18 protein-coding genes are annotated in these 17,036 nt (G+C 54.0%); 6 read left to right on the top strand and 12 right to left on the bottom strand.

The annotated features are described in order from the left end of the window. Window positions 1-724, top strand: a 724-nt coding sequence (gene mch / locus QI197_04750; GenBank protein MDK2372668.1) for a methenyltetrahydromethanopterin cyclohydrolase, incomplete at its 5' end; no start/stop codon positions are given. Between the two features lie 16 nt (window positions 725-740). Continuing rightward, the gene (locus QI197_04745) at window positions 741-1,604 is read left to right on the top strand and encodes a RimK family alpha-L-glutamate ligase (GenBank protein MDK2372667.1); all 864 of its coding nucleotides are present in this window, start codon (window positions 741-743) and stop codon (window positions 1,602-1,604) included. 19 nt (window positions 1,605-1,623) lie between these two features. Here QI197_04745 and QI197_04740 read toward each other — a convergent pair whose 3' ends face one another. Beyond that, window positions 1,624-2,709 carry a hypothetical protein gene (locus QI197_04740; protein ID MDK2372666.1) on the bottom strand — a complete coding sequence of 362 codons (1,086 nt, stop codon included), beginning with the start codon at window positions 2,707-2,709 and terminating at the stop codon, window positions 1,624-1,626. Beyond that, a complete protein-coding gene (locus QI197_04735; GenBank protein MDK2372665.1) occupies window positions 2,687-3,541 on the bottom strand; it encodes a coenzyme F420-0:L-glutamate ligase in 855 nt (284 codons plus the stop codon). Before QI197_04735 ends, QI197_04740 begins: the two co-directional genes overlap by 23 nt. A 191-nt stretch (window positions 3,542-3,732) precedes the next feature. Between QI197_04735 and QI197_04730 the strand changes: the two genes are divergently transcribed. Both QI197_04730 and larE read left to right on the top strand, forming a co-directional pair. Next, a complete protein-coding gene (locus QI197_04730; protein ID MDK2372664.1) occupies window positions 3,733-4,629 on the top strand; it encodes a triphosphoribosyl-dephospho-CoA synthase in 897 nt (298 codons plus the stop codon). 170 nt (window positions 4,630-4,799) lie between these two features. Beyond that, window positions 4,800-5,549, top strand: a complete 750-nt coding sequence (larE, locus tag QI197_04725; protein MDK2372663.1) for an ATP-dependent sacrificial sulfur transferase LarE — start codon at window positions 4,800-4,802, stop codon at window positions 5,547-5,549. 97 nt (window positions 5,550-5,646) lie between these two features. On the opposite strand, the gene QI197_04720 is transcribed toward larE, so the two are convergent. Beyond that, window positions 5,647-6,036 (bottom strand): DUF86 domain-containing protein, encoded by a 390-nt coding sequence (locus QI197_04720; GenBank protein MDK2372662.1) that lies wholly within the window; start codon window positions 6,034-6,036, stop codon window positions 5,647-5,649. Next, window positions 6,023-6,391, bottom strand: coding sequence for a nucleotidyltransferase domain-containing protein (locus tag QI197_04715; GenBank protein ID MDK2372661.1), 369 nt, complete (start codon window positions 6,389-6,391; stop codon window positions 6,023-6,025). Before QI197_04715 ends, QI197_04720 begins: the two co-directional genes overlap by 14 nt. 134 nt (window positions 6,392-6,525) lie before the next feature. Between QI197_04715 and QI197_04710 the strand changes: the two genes are divergently transcribed. Then, entirely contained in the window at window positions 6,526-6,753 is a 228-nt protein-coding gene (locus QI197_04710; protein MDK2372660.1) for an AbrB/MazE/SpoVT family DNA-binding domain-containing protein, read from the top strand. Window positions 6,754-6,758: 5 nt separating this feature from the next. Beyond that, window positions 6,759-7,160 (top strand): PIN domain-containing protein, encoded by a 402-nt coding sequence (locus QI197_04705; GenBank protein ID MDK2372659.1) that lies wholly within the window; start codon window positions 6,759-6,761, stop codon window positions 7,158-7,160. A gap of 37 nt (window positions 7,161-7,197) precedes the next feature. Here QI197_04705 and QI197_04700 read toward each other — a convergent pair whose 3' ends face one another. The 8 genes from QI197_04700 to QI197_04665 form a co-directional block, all read right to left on the bottom strand. Continuing rightward, window positions 7,198-7,575, bottom strand: a complete 378-nt coding sequence (locus tag QI197_04700) for a nucleotidyltransferase domain-containing protein (GenBank protein MDK2372658.1) — start codon at window positions 7,573-7,575, stop codon at window positions 7,198-7,200. 52 nt (window positions 7,576-7,627) lie between these two features. Then, window positions 7,628-8,032 (bottom strand): DUF86 domain-containing protein, encoded by a 405-nt coding sequence (locus tag QI197_04695; GenBank protein MDK2372657.1) that lies wholly within the window; start codon window positions 8,030-8,032, stop codon window positions 7,628-7,630. 202 nt (window positions 8,033-8,234) lie between these two features. Further along, complete coding sequence (locus tag QI197_04690; GenBank protein MDK2372656.1) at window positions 8,235-10,037, bottom strand: DUF505 family protein; 1,803 nt, start codon at window positions 10,035-10,037, stop codon at window positions 8,235-8,237. A 432-nt stretch (window positions 10,038-10,469) separates the two neighbouring features. Further along, a complete protein-coding gene (locus tag QI197_04685) occupies window positions 10,470-10,850 on the bottom strand; it encodes a hypothetical protein (GenBank protein MDK2372655.1) in 381 nt (126 codons plus the stop codon). After that, on the bottom strand, window positions 10,847-11,848 hold the full coding sequence (locus QI197_04680) for a DUF354 domain-containing protein (protein ID MDK2372654.1): 1,002 nt from the start codon (window positions 11,846-11,848) through the stop codon (window positions 10,847-10,849). The genes QI197_04685 and QI197_04680 overlap by 4 nt, the downstream gene beginning before the upstream one ends. A gap of 8 nt (window positions 11,849-11,856) precedes the next feature. After that, window positions 11,857-14,289, bottom strand: a complete 2,433-nt coding sequence (locus QI197_04675; protein ID MDK2372653.1) for a DUF389 domain-containing protein — start codon at window positions 14,287-14,289, stop codon at window positions 11,857-11,859. 32 nt (window positions 14,290-14,321) lie between these two features. Beyond that, on the bottom strand, window positions 14,322-15,563 hold the full coding sequence (gene larA, locus QI197_04670) for a nickel-dependent lactate racemase (GenBank protein MDK2372652.1): 1,242 nt from the start codon (window positions 15,561-15,563) through the stop codon (window positions 14,322-14,324). After that, window positions 15,551-16,759, bottom strand: a complete 1,209-nt coding sequence (locus QI197_04665) for a DUF401 family protein (protein MDK2372651.1) — start codon at window positions 16,757-16,759, stop codon at window positions 15,551-15,553. The genes larA and QI197_04665 overlap by 13 nt, the downstream gene beginning before the upstream one ends. Window positions 16,760-17,036 lie beyond the last annotated feature (277 nt).

Below are 17,036 nucleotides of genomic sequence, written 5' to 3'. Positions count from 1 at the left end.
AGTGAGGACCGATCACCCCGCTAAGTCTCTGATGGCCTCCCAATTCGCAGGATGGAGGGTGAAAGTTGAAGAATACTTCGCGATGGGCTCTGGACCAGCAAGGATCCTTGCGAAGAAGCCCCCTGAACTATATGAGGAGATTGGATACGAGGAAGAGTCTGATGTCGCCGTCCTAGTGCTCGAAGGGAACGCCTTACCGAGCAGGAAGGTCATCAAATACTTATCAGAGAGATGCGGGATCGATGAGAGGGATCTCTACGTGGTCGTGGTCCCAACCAATAGCCTAGCTGGATCCGTGCAGATAAGTGCTAGGTCTGTGGAGACAGGCGTCCATAAGCTCCACACCTTAGGACTAAATCCCAGATATGTACTCTCCGGGAGCGGGAGGGCTCCTATAGCACCCCTCCACCCCGATCCTATGGTGATGCTAGGTAGAACCAATGATATGCTCCTTTACGGCGCGGAGGTCTTCCTATCTCTGGACATAGAGATGGAACGCGTGAAAGAGATAATAAAGCTGGCTCCTAGCTCCGCATCTAAGGAGTATGGAGTGTCAGTAGCCGAGAGAGTCGCCGAGCTTGGAGCCGAATTCTTGTACAAGGTCGATCCCGGATTCTTCGCTCCAGCAAGGTACGTGGTGTGTACCAAGGAGGGGAGGTGCATCCAAGCGGGCCGGTTGAGCCCGGAGCTTATCATCAGATCGATCTCGCTGGGAGGGAATTGAATCGCTCCTAGGAATTCTGACTAGAAATCCTAGGGGTTTCGGCTCATCAACTCTACTTGAAGCAGCCAGGAGGAGAGGGATTACGGCTTTCACCTTCGGATTCAGGGATATAATAGCTAGGGTGGGACTGTCCCCACCTCTTTCCGTAAAAGGCTTGAGCGCAGAGAAGCTAGATGCTGTAATAGTGAGGCCCATCGGCCGCTCCAGCCTGGAACAGGCAATATTCAGGTTGGATGTCCTCTATACGATGGAGGATATGGGTGTTCATGTGGTGAATCCCCCTGCTGCGATCGAAAAGGCGTTGGATAAGTACAGGTCTCTCTATCTGCTGGCGAAGAGCGGTGTACCCGTACCGGAAACGGTTGCCTTGGAGGATCCTACCATAGCCCATCAGTTGATGAGGGTCATGCCCGAGATCGTGTTGAAGCCCATATTCGGGTCTAGAGGGCACGGCTCGACTAAGATATCCGACAAGGATGTCGCATGGAACATCTTCAGAGAACAGGCTTTTTTCAGGCATGTCCTTTATCTACAGAAGTTCATACCTCATGAGAGAAAGGACATCAGGGCTTTCGTTGTAGGGGATAAGGTCATCGCCTCAATGGTGAGAGAGAGTCCGGAATCTTGGAAGACCAATGTGGCCATGGGAGCCAGACCTAAGCCGATGAAATTGAGCGAGGAGTTGGAGGATCTAGCTTTGAGATCGACTGAGATACTGAGATGCGAGGTGGCTGGCGTTGACATGCTAGTATCCAAGGATGGAAGGGCTTACGTCTTAGAGGTGAATAGTCAGCCAGGATGGAGGGGACTCCAGTCCGTCACGAGAGTAAACATCGCGGATAAGATAGTAGAGTATCTCTGGAGGAAGTCTAGAGAGTAGCAACTGATTGTAGAGGGAGCTAGGGAAGCTCCTTGTACCATCTCTCTGGCTTGATGTAGTCTTCTCCACCCGCCTCGAATGTTCCCACCACCACCCTGTGGTAGTTCCTTTCTCCCTCGGAATCGATCACCTCCTCGAGCTTGCCCCTAACTAATATCCTCTCTTCCTCCTCTGCTATGTCCCTATACAAGCTCTCGAAGGAGACTACCTCTCTTATATCCATCTCCACGCCCTTAGGGCCGGATACCACCTCAACATTTTCGACACCGTATATTGCTGGGGTGAATAGTGAGTACTCAGTGTTCGAGACCCTAGCCCTGATCTCCACGATTCCTCTTCCCTTGTAAATTCTCTCTCCATATCTCTCCAGAGGTTCTAGCAGGATTGGATGTACGGAGAATTGTACATCCTCAAAGAAGATCCTGTCCCACTTCTCTCTTCCCCTCAGGATCTCTGCCTCTTTTATTGAAAGGGGATATATCGACGCTATTTCCCTCGACCACTCCTCTAGTGTCCTCCCATAAGCTCTGTAGAATCTTCGATCATGATCGATGAGATGCAAAATAGTCTCTTTCAGTCTATATGAGTTTTCTTTCCCGTAGATGGTCAGGTCAATGTCGGAATAGGCTGGATTATGTATTCCTAGAAGTATGGAGCCCGTAACGCCGAAATACTTTTGGCCCACGCCTGATTCTTCGATCAAAGTGGTAACCAGTTCGACCACTCTCTTCTCCAGCGGATCCCTTGGTCCTCCCATGATCTCCTCCAGCCTATCCTCTGGAATATAATGGAACGAGATCCTGTCTCTAGGTACTTCTATCATTTCTATCCCTAATACAGGATCCCAGACGACGAAATCCGGATGCCTCTCTTCTAGCAGCTCCCTCACCTTTGAAACTCCGACGGCGCTATAAAACGGGAGGACTCTACTGAAGGAGGTACCCTTTCTCCCCCACTTAGTCTTCTCTTGAGCAGGAGCATACTTTAAGTACGCTATTACCCTCTCGGGAGGATGTACATTCCCGATCACGCAGAATAGAAGACCATCCTCAGTCTCCACGAAATCCCTGTCTAGGAAGCTTCTACGACTTTTCCCCACATCCATCACATAGTGTGCGTTCTTTCTTCCCTTTTAGCCTAACTATGACCACAGGAAAGTGAATACTTCCCTCTACCATTTCCCATGTGACCCCGTTCGGCTGGACCCCAAAAGTAGTAGCCATTTCAAACACATCCCTCCCTGTCCCCCATCCTCTCGAAAACTCAGCGGCCCTAGCAATTTTCAAGAGCCTGATGGGATCCATTTTCTCTCCGGAGTATCCCACTGGCGTTGGAAAGGCTTTAAACAGTCCCTTGAGGCACATGCCTAGGAGATAAGAGAGGGCTCCCCAATCTCTCAAGCCTCTCACCTCAGAGGGTCTAGTCGTCAGAATTAGAGAGCTTCCTTTTAGGAGGAAGGACTTGTCTGTGTCTTGGATGAGAACATTCACCCTCCTTCCTGTCTCCTCTTCTATCCTTTCCCTTATATAATCCGCAACACGGTTCGGATTCCGTAGGGGTAGAGAGACATAAGACAGGGGAAGATTAGATGCATCTATTCCCGCCTCAGATAGCGGTTTCAGAAAGTGCTTGATCCCTCCGACCTTCAAAGCTAAGGCCTTATGTCTAGATATGATATCTGAAGGAAGGGAGGCTATCTCCTCGAACGGCCCCTTTATGCCGCATATCCTCCCTATAAACAACCACACCTTCCTCACGAGATCCGTGGCTACCTTAACGCAGATCCCGGCCTTTAGCTCGGATTCGTCGAAGATCTCTCCAAGAGCCACAGAAAGGGCCTTCTCGGAAATCACTAAGAAATCTCCATCTCGTAGATCATGTGAGTAGGTTTTGAGGATGAGATCGATTATATCGGCTTCCGGCCTCCAGTACCTCATAGGTTTCCTGAGGATCAGATACCTCAGCTATATCACCCTTATTACCCTCTGTAGATACTAGCTAAGTTCTTCGCTATTAGAAGTGGTTGCTCGCACGCGCGGTGATGGCTGGAGAGCTACAGATTAAAGGTCTAAACAGCAAGTCTCTCCCAGCCAGGTATATATAAGAATCCATAGGGAATGAGTCTGATATGGAGGTGGATCACTGGGATATAGTGAGGGCATTTACCTTGGGACCCGTACTAGAGGCCACAATTCCTAAACCGGGAAACGTCAACAGGTATAGGGACTTCGAAGATCTAACAATATATCACTTCCTTTTTGGCTCGATATCCATAGTGAAGGTCCTTTACGAGGCGGTTGAAAGGGGTTTCAAGGTTAGGGAAGGTGCCCTGCTTCCCAGAGAGATCGGGCTGGGGGGGTTGATAGAAGAAGCTGTAAGTAGATCGATGGATGCTCAGGGAACTAATGCTAATTTAGGCATAATCAAGTTGATAATCCCCTTAGCTGCTGCATGCCCGTTATCCGAGGATTTCAGTGCGTTGGGATCCACAGCTAGGGAATTGATCGAGGAGTCTGTCCCGGAGGATACAGTAGCTCTCTACAGGGCAATTAGGAGGGCTAATCCTGGGGGGCTCAAGAGGGAAGTTGAGTATGATGTATACGGTGACAACGTATTTGAGGAACTAGTCAGGGATCAAGTTAATCTGCTGAAGATTTCGGAATTGGGATGCAGAGTAGAATTGGTTTACTGTGAGTGGTTGAATGGTTATGAGAGGACCTTATGGTTGACAAACTTGCTAGAGGATTTGTTGACATTAAACAATGACCTAGAAGGCGCTGTGATCAAGGGATTCCTGATGCTGATGTCTCAGGAGCTTGATACCCTGATCGTCAGAAGGGCAGGGGTAGAGAGGGCCGAGCAGGTGAGGAATTTAGCGAGGAAAGTGCTGTCTGGCGAGATCTTGTTAGAGGAGCTGGATTCCTTCCTTAGAAGCGGGAGAAAGCCTTTGAATCCCGGTAGCTTAGCGGATGTGACGGCAGCAGCCATAAGCCTTCTGATCCTGAAGGGATACACCCTTACCTAAATGTGAGGGGATGAGCACCCTATCCGATTTCAAGCTGTCCGTGGAGTCCATCCTCAAGTGTGTGGAGTCCCATTCGGTGCTCCTTTCTCGAAGAAAGGGAAAAATATATAAGGTTAAAAGGGAGGAGGCGGCTACAGATTCCTGTGAATTATGGTCGTCTTCTCAGGGTATTGAGCAAGTATAGATGCCCAGCTATTGCTTTCTCTGGAGGTAGGGACAGCACATTTCTCCTGTGGGCGCTCAAACGAGCTGGCGTGGATAGGGTAATGGCCGTGACAGTCGACTTCCCCTACATACCTAGGAGGGTTGTAGCGGCCAGTGAAGAGGTGGCCAGACTCATTGGAGTGGATCACATAATCATCAGGGATGAGAAGGTAATGAAAGAGAATGAAATATTGAGGAATGGTCCCCTCAGATGCTACTTCTGCAAATTGCGGATGATGTCCCTGATCTTAAATGTGGCTGAGCGAGAGGGGTGCGATGCGGTGCTCGATGGGACCAACGCCAGCGATGTGAGGGAGGACAGGCCAGGCTTAAGGGCCCTGAAAGAGTTGGGAGTCCAGAGTCCGCTTGTAGAGGCGGGAATTAAGGAAGGAGAGGTGATCTCACTGCTGAGGGACCTGAATCTCCCCTACTTGGCAGAAACGTGCTTGCTGACTAGGATGCCGCCGGGAAGGGAGGTTAGTCTCGATCTATTGAAGAGGATCGAAGATTTAGAGGACTTCGTCCTCCGAGCGGGTGTCTCTCTAGTGAGGGCCCGCGTTCAGGGAAGTGAGGTGAGGATAGAGGTCCCTCCCGGAGACATGCATAAGATTCTGGAGATCCGGGATGAGATTTTGGAGATGGCCTTATCTACGGGTTTCCAAGCCGTCACCCTCGACCTTATGGGTTATAGGGGATCTAAGCTTGTGCTGATCTAGGAGAGCATGTTATTGATGGTGCAAGCTGCTTAGGTGCTTTTACTAATTCGAGTAGCTGCTTTCCGCAACCTAAACCTAGTGAAGATGGATCTACGCCTCAACTAGGATGTGAATGTTTCATCAACCTCCTCACGATCCTTTCAGCTACATCCAGCAGGTCGGCCATCTCTCTCAGCTCTTCCTCAGATATTCCGTAATATTCGTGGGCTATCGGGTTCCTGAGGAAAATCAGCCTCTTGAGGGCCCTCAGCTCCTCCCTAGTTATCGCTCCCTCTTCGTACATTATCTGGAATATGTCGGAGTAGGTAGCGGGGTACCTGTCCAGATCCACCACGAACCTCTCACCGATCTCTATGAGGGAGTTCGTCGCCTGAAAGCACTCCATGGCTAGGGCCGTGTAGATCAAGTAATCGGAGAGATCCCTCTCCTTCAAATCCCTCGCTCTTCTGTAGTGGCTCATGAACCTAGCTAGGCTATTCGACCTCAAGGAGCATCTCCCTCATCTTTCTGTACATGCGGGAATGCTCGAGGTAGTTCCTGATGGTCCTGAATTTGATCTCCTTGAACCTTTCCTCGTCCCTCAAGTAGAGGACTTTCCCCTCCCTCAATACATGGAACTGGATGTAAGGGGGGAGCCTGTGAAACAGGACCAAGTCTATCCTCCTAGAGTAGAGGCTTCCCAGCTCCGCCTCGTCCTCCGGGGTTGGATCCTCCACGACCACGGCGATATCAACGTCTGAGAGAGGTGTGGTCTCTCCTCTAACGGTGGAACCAAAGAGTATGATCGCCAGCACCTTCTCGTGGGACTTCAGTCTCTCCAGCACTTGTTCCAGCTCCATCATCAAAGTAGGGTCACATCCTTAAAGATGAATGCGCGACCGAGCAAGTCGAGAGCATACCAGCTTAAGAGAGGGCAATGCCGCGGTCGTTTTCAATTACTAGATATCCTTTTGTACTAGTAGAGTAGAGTACTGTGATGCCGAGGGTGAAGGTCACCAGGAACTACCAGGTCACAATTCCGGCTGAGGTGAGGAACGAACTTGGAATAAGGGAAGGCGATTACTTGGAAGTTTACGTAAGTGAGGAGGGCCACATAGTAATGAAGAAGGTTAGGAGAGCTAGAAAGACCCTTAGATCTGGGAGGAAGCTTACCATCGAGGAGATCGATGAGGTGATAGAGAGGGGAAGGAGGGAAACCTTTTGAGGGCCGTGATCGATACCAACGTCCTGATCTACGATACATACGAGGATTCAATGCACCATGGAGATGCTTCCCAACTACTAGATCGATTGGAGGAGTGGGTGATTCCCCTGATCGTCATCTATGAATACATCTGGTTCCTCAAGGGGATGGGAGTCGATCCATCTACGGCGCTGGATAAGCTGGAGGACTACATCTCGTCCGAGAAAAGCAGGACCTACAAGGAGGGAGAGCTCCTCATAAGGAAGGCCCTAGGATCCCTAGCCGAGGAGCGTATCTCACTCAACCGTTTCAATGATGAGGTCATCATCAGGATAGCAAGGGAGGAGGGGATCTCGCTCGCCACCTTCGATAAAAGAATGAGATCTAGGGCGAGGAAGCTCGGTGTGGATGTGGTTCCTACCCGATAGCGGACAGCGCGTGTAGGTCGAACCCCAATATCGGATACTAACCCCTACCATGGATCCAGCCCCTAACCAAGGAAGCCTTCTTCTCGATGTCATCCAACTCTTGGATGGATGCCCTGAGGAGGAAGGCCCTCGGGTACCTCTCCACCAGCACCACGCAGTTGGAGAGGGCGCTGACCCTGAAACGCGGCGGGGAGTAATCCAGCACCCTCACATCAACGTAGATCCCGGCAATATCGGTCAGCTCGAGGCTCAGCTGCTCGCAGAAATCCAGCTCCTCCTCATAGGGAATCGAGTATCCGGTGTATACGGCAACGTCTATGTCCCTGAAAGGTCTGAGCTCCAAGAATCCCCCGTGAATTACCGCAAGCAAGACCTCCTCCCTATTCAGAATCGCTTTTCTGAGCTTTTCAACTATAGATGCCTTCTCCTCATCGCTTAGCCTGTGGAACTCGAACTTCCTCCTCTCCTCAGCCCTTCTCAGATAGATAGGCCTTCACCTCCCTTGCAAACGATCTAATAGCCTCCAATCCGCCTGACCTAGTCTCCCTATATATCCTGAGATCGTCCACCTCCCAGTACCTGTGAATTACCATGTTCCTGAGGGATGCCAGTCTGGCCATCACCTCAGAAGTGCCCACCGAAATTATCCCACGCAGAGCAAGCCTCTTGAATATCTCCCTGTAACTTCTAGCGCTATCACCTTCGATCTGCAGTATGAGAATGCCTAAGTCAGCGGACGCCTCCACGATTTGGACTATAGAGTATCTAGCCGTCCTACTCGCCAAAAAGGACCTTTCGTCCATTGAGGTGAGCTTCTCAAGCTCTCTCAGTGCCTCCTCGATCTCTTCGAACCTTTCCGCTACTTTCGACACAATTTGACTGGGATGCCGAGATAAATAATCTTTCTCTATTAGCTAATTACGGGGCAGGTAGGCGCTACCGGTATACAGACCAATCAGTGGAACCTCTTAACCCAGGGACTTAACCTTACTTCCCTCGAGATATAAGGGAGGAGAGGGAGGGGTTCCCCACAGGGACGCTTCATCGAGTTCCGTTTTCACGTGTAGAGAGCAGCTAACCGACCTCCCTTACCCATCTCTCCTCCTCTGGGAGTCTTTCGAACATTCTACCGGCCTCTAACAGCAGTTCTCCGGCTGAGGTCGGCCCCATCTTCCCCAAGAGTCCCGTCCTCCTGAGGATAACGAAGGCCTTCTTTATCTCCTCATCCGTGACGGATGTGTACTTCTTCAGGTTGTTGTACACGATCCTAGCCTCCACATTCACCACATCGACTCCCTTCCTCCATGCCTCCTTAAGCTCCTCTATGTTCTCCGAGATGACCCTCAGGACCCAGTAAACGGTGGGGGTGACTGGGAACTTCATGGTCTTCATGGTCTGGGTGTTCCCGAAGGAGACCACGTCCTTCATCACCTCCCCTATGGGTGTCAGGCCGATCGTCCTGTTCTGGAGCATAACCACGAGTCCCTTAGATTCGGCCTCTGATATGGCCTTCCTGACGATTCTCTTGGCCTCCTCGTCATCTTTCACCCCTAGATACTCGTTCACGGCGCTGACAAGCTCGTCCCTCCTCAAGTACTTTCCCTTGGGGATCTTCATCAGGATAGCTACATCATAGGCCGTGAGCACGGGCCTCCTCACCACCCTGCTGCTGAGATCAACAAGCAACCTACCCTTCTTGGTGAGATCCTTGTCCACGAAACCATGCCTTTTGGCCTGTCTGACCCACTCCGCCATCGGGACTTCGTCAGCAAGGGGATAGGTCACGGCTTTCAGCGACTCGCTCGTGATGTCCTCGCTGCTGTCCTTCACGAGGTTGTAGGCCTGCCTCCCATGTCCAGTGAGCCAGTAAGTGTCCTTCATCTCGATCTCTCTCCTCTCCACGAGTCCCTTGGACTCTAAGAGGATGAGAGCCTCTCCCACGTCAGCTATGCCCGATTTATCCTCTATCCACCCCTTAGTGGGGAGTATCTCCGGGTTCGTCTCCTTCTTCCTCTCTGCCTCTTCTATAGCCTTGAGGACCTTGATCTCCTCTATTGTGAAGTAGAACGGTGTCGTGGGCCTCCGAACTACGCCCATTTCCTTATAGGCCGCCAGCATTCCCCTTCCAGCTTCGGTTATTCCTCTGCCGTCAGCCAGTCCCATCTCCACCAACCTCTCAGTGGACTCTCCTCTCTCTATCTGCTCCGCAGTCCTCTGATCGACGGTTATCTGAGTTGTTACTACGGAGATCAGCCATATGGACTCCCTAGCCCTCCTACCTGCCGGTGTCAGCGTGTATACGGCACCGAACTCGTCGGGCGGGGATATGTACAGGAGATCCATCGCTTGAAGAGCGTTCACGACCCACTTTCCGAAGCCCAGCTCGTCCCTTATCCTTATCAGCTCCCCTAAGTCCTCCGGACCAGGCGGTATTACCTCTATGAAGTCCGATAGCTCGGCAGCTAGAAGCAGGGAGGGTCTCGACTGTACCTTAACCTCCAAGAGCTCCCTGGCCAGATCGGTAGGCCCGTCCTCCCAGAACCCCCTCTCTCTCAGCGCGCTCTCCCAATTGGGGAGGATATGGCCAGTTCTAACCGCCAGCTCTACCATCTTATAAATGGGTGTGTCGACCCAGACATCGGGTAGGGACTCCACATCCAGCTCAGCCCTCCTCAGGGCCTCGACCAGCTTCCTCCCAGCTGACGTGAGGTTTATGGTCCCGTCCGATATATCCACGAGTCCCAGAACCTTCAGCTCGGTTACTCTCCTCGAGAAGGCGAGTTCATCTACCCCCTCCTCTCCCCTGAATTCCAAGGCCTCCCTGCCACCCTCGCCGAGTCGGAGGAGTAGCTTCAAGTGATCCCTCCTGATCAGCATGTTATCACCCCTCCAAGACACACGACCAGTAAATTAGATTTCCCCAATCCTCAAGGGATACGGTTTCCCCTTAATAGATTAAATTTTCACTACATCAGGGGATCTATAAAGTTTAATACGAGCGGATAAGATTTGTTTCCACATTATAAAGTATCTTCCCTATGCGACTACGAGAGTTGCCTACCTTGGGGTAGTGAGGGGAAGCGGGCCCATCAACTTGGGCGGTACGCAGCCAGCCCGAGCGGGCTTGCAGCTTATTCGATGGACATAACCTTGGCTACCCCCTATTAGTCGTCGGGTACAAGCAGATGCGCGAGGCCTGATGGTGAAGGCCCGCTGGAAACCCTCATAGCCAGAGCTAGGGGAAGGTTCGAGTGGGGGACTGGAGAAAGAGGTGCTGGCTACAGGACGGGCCCCTTCCGGTCGTCAGGATCAACCTTCCCCCCACAGTCTGGCGACCTCTTCAACGAGGTCGCTATCGCCCTCCACCACCAAGTGGTTCTCGCAGGCAGCCAGCAGGTTGGCGCACAGATCCAAGTAGCTGGATATGCGGGGTGACCAGAGGAGCACGATCACCCTGATCCTATTGGCTAGTGATGAGATTATGGCCTCGAACTCCTCAAGGTCATCCGGGATGGGGAGGGTCACGCGGAGGCTAGGGCCCGAGATCACCAGCCGGGCGTCCGGAAATCGGTCCCTCAACTTCCTCATGAAGGAGTGTATCCTCAAGAGCTCTGCCTTTTCGATCTGTGAGAGCCTCAGCGGTTGCCCGGAGCCTCCTCTTAATATGGGGATCCTCAGGCGAGATCTCAAGGCCTCTCCGCCTCCTCTAGCGCCTTGGCAACGGTGTCTAGGGGATCGCCTACCGATTTGAGGAACCTCTCAGCCCTCCTCCCGAGCTCACCTGAGCTCACGTCCTCCAGCAACCTCTCGTAGGCCCTGATCACGGTGTCCTCCTTGGCCTTCACTATCAGGCCCTCCCTCATCAGGACCTCGGTGACGCACGGCTCCTCCCTGGGGAATAGGGATATCGCTGGGATACCGAGGAGCGCAGCCTCCCTTATCATGGTCCCACCACCGGAGAGGACTCCAGCGGAGGTGGAGATCAGATCCAATCCATCGACCACGCCCTCGTACCTCGATCCGTCGGGCAGGACGATCCCGCCTTCCCTCGGCATCCTGACCTCATCCAAGCCGGTAGAACGGAGTAGCCTGCTCACGGCATCCTCGAAGTGCTCCGCAACTTCCAAGTAATGGGATCCCACGGGTGGGGGTCTGACTATGACGTATCCCCCCTCTCTCAGCCCTAGACGCCTGTGTTCCTCCCTTGTTGGCTCCTCAAGGTAATCGAGGACGTGCGATACCTCGAAGACCCCCTTGAACCTCAGGGTGGGCCCGTAGGTCGGACCTCGGAAGCACTCCGGCACCACCGCGACGGTGGAGAGGGGGAAGGTCAGCCTGGTGATCACGTGAGGCGGCAGGTCGTTATCGTTGAGGGCAACGAACGGGATTCCGAGCCCGAAAGCCACTCTAGCCTGCTCCGCCGATCCCTTGGAGGTGGCCGCACTTACATCCAGTTCATCCACCAGCTCGGCCAGTTCCCTGACCCTCTCGGCGAAGGCCCTGAGCTTCTCCTCCTTGGTGCGGCCCCACCTGCCCACCACTAGGAAGTCCTGGCCCAGCAGCCTGCGGGCCAGTTCCACCAAGGGACCCTTTCTCCTTACCGTCACCAGCGTCTCCTGAGGGTACCTGCGGAGGAACCTCCTCCAGAGCCTGACGTGGGGCTCGTTCACCACATCTATCCACAGCATACCATCACCTAGGGGATCAGAGCGTACTCCACCACCAGCCTCACGTCCGTTCCTAAAGCGTGCCTCACCGTCTCCTCAGCGGCCCTCACCACCGCCGGGGTCATGACCGGTCCCCGTTTGAACCTCATCTCGCTCACATATATCCTAGCTCTAAGCACCCACTCCGCCCCCCTAGAGGTCAGGGAAACGTTAACATCCTCCGGCAGCACGCCAGCATAGGAGGCGATTATCTCCTTCACCACCTTCATCACGTTGCCCGTCGAGAGGGTCTCGGCGGCCCTCATCGACTCGAACGCCGCGGCACTGTGGATCATGAGGGTGAGGAAGGTGAAGATCACGAAGGCGTAGAGGGCGATCCTCTTCCTCCTCTCCCAGAGGAACCTGTTCGAATAAACGGTGACGAACGCCATGACGAGGAGCGTGTATCCGGCGCTGACGTGGGTGAACCTGTTGATTCCCAAGATGTAACCGGACGCGAGCCAGAAGAGGAAAGCGTAGCCGAGGACCCTAGCCCTGCTCCTCCAGCTACCGGTCTCCCGGGCCCTCACCGCCTCTAGGGTCGTCAGTCTGAGGAAGGCTGCCGAGGCAATGAGGGCGAGGAAGAAAACCACGTTGGGGGTTAACAGGCTGAGGGGGAGGATGGAGGCGACGAAAGCGATAACGCCAAGGAGGGAATCATGCGCAATTGAGAAGAGGGTTGAGGCGTTGGTGGAAATCACGACGCCGAACAGCCAGCTCAGGACTATCGGCAGGAGAACGAAAGCCACTTTCCTGCTTATGGCTTTGAGGGCCTCCCCGAGGGACTTGGTCCCAAGCAGGCCGACCGACACCTTCACCCAGAGGGAGAGGAACCACACGACCGCCACTATGAGGGAACCCACTGCCCTCAAAAGAACCTCGGCGCTCGTCCTTGCAACTCTTCCAGACACCTCACTGAAGGACTCCATGAACTCATGGAAAACGCGATCTATCACGGGGTATATGGCGTAGAACTTCGCCGAGATGTAGCCAGCAGCTATCAGGGCGATCACGTTCACAGCTACCAAGGTGGCAGAGCCGACGAAAAGTGAGGGGTTGAGCATCGCCAGCGACACCCCCACGGCGGCAGCCGGTGGTACTAGAGCTATGGCTATGGCCGAACCGACCAGCGCAGCCTCGGCCCTCTCGTGCATCATTGCAACGGAGCCAGCGAATCCCGCAGCCAAGGCTATGGCCAGATCAACCAGATTGGGACTTCCCCTAGCGGCTAGCTCCCTCGTGATTTGGAGGGGAACGTAGGAACCAGCGAGGGCGGAAGTGACCCAAGAGAGACCAATTACTAGGAAGAGGGCTTCTAACCCTACCTTCAGTCCCGTGTAGAAGAGGTCCAGACCTGTAACCTCCCCCCTCCTCACATCTATGAGAGCCAACCCCACAGCTCCAGCCACGATGGCCCCCATCAGGGGGGAGAGGAGCATCGAGCCAATAATCGCGTACACGTTATCCGCCATCAATCCCACTGCAGCCAAGGCGCTGGCCAGAGAAGTCATTATCATCGATTTGGGATCCGACACCTCCTTAATCTGATCGAAAGCCCTTCCCAATATTCTGAGGGCCCTCTGATTAGCCTCATTTATCACCTCGCTGCTTTCAGCCTCCTCCATCTCCGACACCAAGTAATAGGTGAGGGTGATGTAGCCGGTGGTGTAGAGGGGGAAGAGGGCGAGCAGAAGGAGTATGACCCAGAGAGAGGCTGTTACTAGCCTGTACCAGAACTCGACGCTTATACCGGTGGGCATCTTGAGTGAGGAGTCCATGCTGCTCGATACAGACCAGACAACAAGTTCTAAGCTCCACAGCTTCCTTATTCGTCCGTTCATCTCCTCCATGGTGGAGGAGATGTTCTCATAGAGCTCCGCGGCCCTGAGGGGATCCCTCCCCTCAACTAGGAGCCTCACGAGCTCGCCGAACTGTCCCGCCATCTCAGCCCTTTCGGATAGGAGGATCGAGAGCTCGCTCTCGTTCAGCCTGACCGCCTTCAGCTTGTCCAGCTTGTCGTCCAGATCCGCGAGAGAGGTTGCCAGCTGTGTGACATCCCTCAGGGTGGGGATCACGGTCAGGCTCGCGTTCTCGGTCACATTGACGTTGAGGTAGGAGAGGGTCACCCTCACGGGATAAACGCCGGGTTTAGAGGGCGCAGTTAGGGAGAAGTGATGCACCTCCGCCGTACCTGTGGAGACGAAGGATCTCTCCTTTCGGATCGGCGTTCCCTCGTCTATCACTTCCACCTTCACGGTGTAGTGCGTGCCCTGGGGCAATCCAACGTTCAGAGCTACTGTGACATTCACCAAGCCAGATGGGCCGACAGCCCTAGGTTCCAGGGTCACCTCGATGCCCGGTACTTGTGCTCCGGCGTGCAGCAGGGTGATGGCTATTAACGCCAAGAGAAGGGACCTCCTCATCCCTCGTCTTCTCTCCCATATGGACCAAAAATTTAACGCTTAGCCCTCAGCCGGGGCACGACCAAACTCGCCTCGGGCAGGACTGCCACCTTCCCGCCCACCCTAGCGAGGGCCTCGTCCAACGCCTCCTGCGGATTGGAGAAGGGCTTGAATCCTATCCTCTCAAGGATCTCCGGGCTCAAGTCAGTGACCGCGTACACCTCCGCCTTATCCAGAAGCTCCACTATCTTCGCGGACTTGTGATAGCCGAGCCTGTAATTCTTCCATACATATTCCTTTATCTCCTCCCTGCTCCTCCCGGCCAGGAGGTCGTAGAAGTTTCTGGGCCCGATGCCGTCCCAGCAGGGCGCGACGAGTATGACCACGCCGCCCTCCCTCACCAAGGGTTTGGCGGCCTCCAGCGCCTTGTGAGACTGATAGAGGTCTATTCCCATCTCTCCCGGGGCCACGGCCACAACTATGTCCGCCTGTTCGGGCAGCTCCACCGAGTACCTGCTCTCCACCTCCTCGACGAGGGAGTAGAAGGAATCGAATATGTCACCTGACTCAGCGGCCCACGCCCTCCCCTCCCCGGTGATGGCCACATTCAGGGAGAAGATCCTCACCCTTCCCGCCACCTTCCTGACCATCTCCTCTAAATCTTCGTGCAGTGGGTTTCCCCTGAGTCTCCCAAGGGCCGCTTCGGGAAGTAGTGCCATTTTGTGGTTTGCCTCGACGCATTCGTAGGCGCACAGACCAGGTGCGATGCTCTTCCTACCCCCAGTGTAGCCAGCGAAGTAGTGGGGCTCTACCGAACCCATGGTAATTACGAGATCGTTTCTGAAGACTTCCGAGTTTATCAGGATGGGGGTCCCCCTCGCGGTCCTTCCCAAGTCGGTGAACTCGCTTCCCTTCGAGTCATGGTACGTCGTCACCCTTCTCAGTCTGTCGTAGTGGTGTCCCAGTATCAGCCCCCTGTACTCCTCCTCTGTAGGTGGCCTGTGGGTCCCGGTGGCGACTATGATCCTCGCGTCCTCCTCCAACCTTGGGAGGACGTGGTCCAGCATCTTAGGAGTGGGGGTGAGCCTAGCGGAGTCGTTAACCACTATGAGCACCTTAGAAGCCCTGATCTCCTCCAACCGATCGCTGCTAACCGGAGAATCCAGTGCCTCCTCCAGCATTTCATCTACATCAACTTGGGGAGGGGCCTTTACACCGTAGACCCCCAGCAGATTCTCATCCGGGATATCGAGGTGAAGGGGCCTGTCCCCGTAGAGGATCCTCACCTTCCCCACAGGATCGCCCCCAGAGCGAGGGAAATTATCACGGATAGAATGGAGGCAGGCACCAAGTACTTGTAGACGCCCGAGTACCTCCCACCGTAGTGTTCCAGTGTAAGTATTAGACATAGGTGCACTGGGGAGAGCATGACCCCTATGTAGCCCCCCGTATACCCCACCAGAAGTGCCAGGTCATTTATCGCTTTACCGGTCCCCAGCACATTGATCAGGAGGGGAAAAGCTGTTCCGGCGAACACGAACTCCCCGGCGGTAGTGGCGCCTATGACGAAGGGGAGGGTGAAAACTACGGGCATTATCGGAATACCGTGGGAGACCATGAAATTCAGGAGGGCATCGGCTGAATGACTGTCGAACACGTACTGCCTGTACATCATCACGGCCACTATCACCAAGAGGATCTTGGGCGAGAGGGCGAACTTCACGCCCTCCACCAGCTTCCTCTTGGAGGGCCTCGCGTATGCTGCGGTTGCCAAGGCGGTGATCAGGAGGGCGAACTCCACCGGGAGCCTCACCACGAAGACTAGGATCACGACGAGGAGGAAGGGCCATCCTGCCACTATCAGTTTCCACCTGCTGCCAACTCTCTCCTCACAGCTCCTAGCTCTCCTCCTCAGTAATGGGTAGGAGATTATTAGGCCCGCCCCTATCGTCCCGATCGCTGCGGGAAAGGTTGATTCTATTATCCTGACTATCGGCGTGTTTAGTATGACTGCGGTGAGTATGAGGGCCTGGAATAGGGGCCAGACGGGCACCCATATGTGCCTGAACCAGTAGTTCAGAAAGGAGGCGAAGTTGCTATCCAGCCCCTGCCTCTCCAAGTAGTGCTCCTTCAGCATCATGGCCGAAACCAAGGCGCCGCCGGGCATGGGAATGAGACCTACCAGCGATGGGACGAATATGGAGGCGAAGTTGCAGCTCAGGCTGGCGAATAGCCGGGTCATCTTATCGAGGATGCCAGCCACCTTCATCATGTATGAGAGGAACAGGGCCGAGAAGAAGGCTATGAACAGCTTCAGAGTGGAGTAAGTGAGGATCCCCCTGACAGTGGAATCTGCCATCCCTGCCCCCAAGGTGAGCAGGCCGAACACTAGGGTGGAGGCCATTATTGCGACGTGAACCTCCTGCTTCCTGATCAGAAGCCCCACGAGCATAGCCACTGAGATAGCGAAGCTCAGCACGGGATCCACCATCGGCCTTCCCTGCCTCCAGATACCATTTCTTAAAATCGTTAACCTGCTGGCGCCTTCACCCGAAGCCCTCGTTGGTGGCGCATGCCGTTTCGCCTTAGGGATACCGGACGCGCATCCTAAGCTCATCTAATCTTTCTAAGCTGCCCAGTCGTGTGAATACCTTTGGATGAATCTGGTGTCCTTCAGATGCCTTCTTGGGAATTAGGGCAATATGAGGAAAATGAATTACATTTTAACACGAGCTTCAGTTCACGGGCATATGCTTAAAAAATTGTTC

This window comes from Thermoproteota archaeon, from assembly GCA_030130125.1.
GTDB lineage: Archaea > Korarchaeota > Korarchaeia > Korarchaeales > Korarchaeaceae > Korarchaeum.
The sequence above is the reverse complement of the archived record's forward strand: the minus strand, read 5'-3'. Positions and strand labels throughout refer to the sequence as shown.

What these genes read in the sequence shown, in the direction of transcription:
- QI197_04690 (MDK2372656.1), bottom strand. Translation starts at nt 10,037, where the DNA reads ATGCTGATCAGGAGGGATCACTTGAAGCTACTCCTCCGACTCGGCGAG.
- QI197_04715 (MDK2372661.1), bottom strand. Translation starts at nt 6,391, where the DNA reads ATGATGGAGCTGGAACAAGTGCTGGAGAGACTGAAGTCCCACGAGAAG.
- QI197_04675 (MDK2372653.1), bottom strand. Translation starts at nt 14,289, where the DNA reads ATGAGGAGGTCCCTTCTCTTGGCGTTAATAGCCATCACCCTGCTGCAC.
- QI197_04735 (MDK2372665.1), bottom strand. Translation starts at nt 3,541, where the DNA reads ATGAGGTACTGGAGGCCGGAAGCCGATATAATCGATCTCATCCTCAAA.
- QI197_04740 (MDK2372666.1), bottom strand. Translation starts at nt 2,709, where the DNA reads ATGGATGTGGGGAAAAGTCGTAGAAGCTTCCTAGACAGGGATTTCGTG.
- QI197_04710 (MDK2372660.1), top strand. Translation starts at nt 6,526, where the DNA reads ATGCCGAGGGTGAAGGTCACCAGGAACTACCAGGTCACAATTCCGGCT.
- QI197_04665 (MDK2372651.1), bottom strand. Translation starts at nt 16,759, where the DNA reads ATGGTGGATCCCGTGCTGAGCTTCGCTATCTCAGTGGCTATGCTCGTG.
- QI197_04680 (MDK2372654.1), bottom strand. Translation starts at nt 11,848, where the DNA reads ATGCTGTGGATAGATGTGGTGAACGAGCCCCACGTCAGGCTCTGGAGG.
- QI197_04730 (MDK2372664.1), top strand. Translation starts at nt 3,733, where the DNA reads ATGGAGGTGGATCACTGGGATATAGTGAGGGCATTTACCTTGGGACCC.